This is a genomic window from Actinoplanes sp. NPDC048791 (assembly GCF_040650095.1).
Lineage (GTDB): Bacteria > Actinomycetota > Actinomycetes > Mycobacteriales > Micromonosporaceae > Actinoplanes.
Genome location: NZ_JBEZGQ010001176.1, coordinates 1 through 2,381, shown reverse-complemented (window position 1 = coordinate 2,381; position 2,381 = coordinate 1). Strand labels below are relative to the sequence as shown.

Below are 2,381 nucleotides of genomic sequence, written 5' to 3'. Positions count from 1 at the left end.
GACGACCCGAAGATCCGCACGATGCTCGGCATCGTCGAGGCGCGCCTCGCGGGCCGGGCCCCGCTGCTGGCGGTGTGCCTGAGCCACCAGGTCCTCTGCCGTCACCTGGGTCTGCCCCTGGTGCGGAGGCGCGAGCCGCGCCAGGGCGTGCAACGGGAGATCGACCTGTTCGGCGACCGCGCCCGGGTCGGCTTCTACAACACGTTCGCCGCCCGCAGCGACACCGACGAGCTCCTGCTGCCCGCGGTCACCGGACCGGTACGGGTGAGCCGGGATCCGGCGAGCGGAGAGGTGCACGCCCTCGCCGGTGGCTACTTCCGGTCGCTGCAGTTCCATCCCGAGTCGATCCTCACCCAGCAGGGTCCGGCGATCCTGGCCGGACAGCTGCGCCCGCTGCTGAGCATGCCGAGGCTGGTCCGATGAACGTCCGCAGCCCGGACATCATCACCGTGCCCCTGCTGGACTCCTACGGTGAGCCCGACGAGCCGGCCGCTGGGCGGCACACCGCCGCCGAGCCGGAGCCCGGCCACGTACCGGACTCGGCGGCGCTGACGCGCGAGCTCGAGCGGCTGGATGACGAACTGCTGCGGCTCATCCGGCGTCGCACCGAGCTCGCCCGCGCGGTGGTTTCCCGGCGGATCGCCGAGGGCGGCACCGCCTACGTGCACGAGCAGGAACTGGCCGTGGCCCGCCGGTTCCGCGTCCTGGGACCGAGCGGACCGGACCTGGCGCTGCTGTTGCTGCGCCAGGCCCGCTGAGCCTCCGATCCGGCAACGCTCAGTCCGGCAGCCGTACGGACTGGGCGTGCCGGAAGACGTCACGGGGGTCCCACCGCGCCTTGGTCCGCTGCAGCCGCGGGTAGTTGTCCTTGTAGTACAGGGTGCTCCAGGCGACACCGGAGGTGTTCCAGCGCGGGTCGCCCAGGTCCGTGTCCGGATAGTTGATGTAACAGCCGTCGGAGTTCTCGTCCGGCACCGGCACACCACCGGTGCCGGCGAAAAGCTGCCGGTAGGTCTCCCGCACCCAGGCGACGTTCGGGTCGTCGTCGGCTACGGCGCCCCAGAAGGACTGCACCAGCACCTTGAGCACCGAGTCGCGTTGCGCGACCGCGGTGGCCCCCGGTGCGACAGCGTTGATCCGCCCGCCGTAGGAGAACAGCACCGCCCCGGCGCGGGGGTTGGCGAAGGCCGGTTCGGTGAGCTGCCGGTACAGCGCCTCGGCCTGCTCGCGGGACAACGACCGGCGCAGGTAGGCGGCCTTGTGGTCGGCCCGCTGGGTGGGATCGGTGAGCGCGGGGGTGTTGGTGGCCACGTAGCTGGTCGCGTGCAGCCACGGCCACCGGCCGGGCTCCGCCGCAGCGGCCATCGGACCCAGTTCGCCCAGGGGCGCGGTCATCGGCCGGCGATAGCCGGCCGCGTCGTCCACCACGCCGTCCAGCACGGCGGCGAGGAAGTCCCCGAGCAGACGTTCCGCGGCGGCATCGTCACCGTCGAGGTGCACGAGCATGCCCGATCCGCCCGCACTGCGGTGGTTGAGCGCGAGCACGGCCGAGAGGGCGGTGGCGGGCGATCCAGGCGCGCTGTTCGCCTCGTGCCAGCGCCCGTAGTTGGTCACCAGCCGGACGAACCGCTGCTCGTCGAGGCCGGCCCAGTCCAGGCCGACCCCGTGCAGCAGCACCGTGGACGGCGCCCGGGGCAGCGCCCGGGTCGGCTCGCCGGCGGGCGCCCCGGGTGAGCGCATCAGATAGCGGGTGATGACGCCGAAGTTCCCGCCGCCGCCACCGGTGTGGGCCCACCACAGGTCGCCGAGCTCACCGGTGCTGTCGCGGGTGGCCACGACGCTGCGGGCGCGGCCGGCCCGGTCGACCACGACGACCTCGACCCCGTACAGGTGGTCGACGGTCAGCCCGTCGCGGCGGGAGAGGAAGCCGTACCCGCCGCCCACGATGTGACCGCCGGCGCCGACCGAGTAGCAGCTGCCGCCGGGGATCGTCACGCCCCACCGCCGGAACAGCGTCTTGTACACCTCCAGCAGGGTGGCTCCGGGCCCGATCGAGAACGCGCCGGAGCGCTGGTCCCAGATCACCTCGGACAACTCGGACAGGTCGACGATCACCCGGGTCTCCGGGTTGCAGACGAAGTCCTCGTAACAATGACCCCCGCTGCGGACGGTCAGCCGCCGGCCCGAATCGACCGCATCCTGGACGGCCCGGACCACCTGCGCGGTGGAGGTGGCGAGGACGACGTAGTCGGGTCGGGCCCGCCACCGCTGATTGTCCCCGGCGGTGAGCCCGGGATAGCGCGGGTCGTCGGGCAGCACCGTCACAGCGCGGTCCGCTCTGGCCGGGTCGACGGCCGCCGCCGTCCGCGGCAAGGTGGCGG

General features: G+C 73.0%; 3 protein-coding genes. 2 read left to right on the top strand and 1 reads right to left on the bottom strand.

Features of this window, described 5'->3' with window-relative positions; genetic code table 11:
* Both AB0C29_RS43950 and AB0C29_RS43945 read left to right on the top strand, forming a co-directional pair.
* On the top strand, window positions 1-423 hold a 423-nt coding region (locus tag AB0C29_RS43950), incomplete at its 5' end, for an aminodeoxychorismate/anthranilate synthase component II (RefSeq protein WP_360833675.1).
* Entirely contained in the window at window positions 420-758 is a 339-nt protein-coding gene (locus AB0C29_RS43945) for a chorismate mutase (protein ID WP_360833673.1), read from the top strand. The genes AB0C29_RS43950 and AB0C29_RS43945, both read left to right, overlap by 4 nt.
* A 19-nt stretch (window positions 759-777) precedes the next feature.
* Here AB0C29_RS43945 and AB0C29_RS43940 read toward each other — a convergent pair.
* A partial coding sequence (locus AB0C29_RS43940) for an FAD-binding protein (protein WP_360833671.1) occupies window positions 778-2,381 on the bottom strand: 1,604 nt, incomplete at its 5' end.